This window comes from Aminobacter sp. P4_D5, from assembly GCF_056401815.1.
The window spans coordinates 1-507 of record NZ_JBFUIP010001465.1 but is presented as its reverse complement, the minus strand read 5'-3'; the positions used below and the strand labels follow the sequence as shown (position 1 = coordinate 507).

1 protein-coding gene is annotated in these 507 nt (G+C 67.1%); it reads left to right on the top strand.

Going from position 1 to position 507, the window contains the following annotated elements; all coding sequences use genetic code 11:
* Positions 1 to 507, top strand: a 507-nt coding sequence (locus AC1DWF_RS38985) for an extracellular solute-binding protein (protein ID WP_476843730.1), incomplete at both ends; no start/stop codon positions are given.

Sequence of the window (507 nt, the reverse complement as noted above, 5' to 3'; positions counted from 1 at the left end):
CGGCTACTACGCGGCGGCGGACGGCAAGCAGATGTCGATGCCGTTCAACAGCAGCACTTCGGTCGTCTTCTACAACAAGGACATGTTCCGTCGGGCGAGCCTGAACCCCGACCAGTTCCCGACCACCTGGGAGGGCGTGGAGCAGGCGATGCGCGCGCTGAAGGCCGCGGGCATCGAGACGCCGCTCACCACCTCCTGGCCGACCTGGCTGAATCTCGAGCAGTTCAGCGCCATCCATGACATCCCCTTCTCGACGCTGGCCAACGGCTTCGGCGGCCTGGGCACGGAACTGCGGATCAACAACCCGCTGGTCCTGAAGCACATGACCAACCTGCAGGCCTGGGCGCGCGAGGGTCTCTATCGCTACGGCGGCCGGGACAATGCGGCGGACGCGCTCTTCCCCTCGGGCCAGGTGGCGATCACCATGGCCTCCTCCGGCCTGCGCGCGCGCATCACCAACGAGGCGCGGTTCCAGTGGGGCGTGGGCATGCTGCCCTACTTCAACGG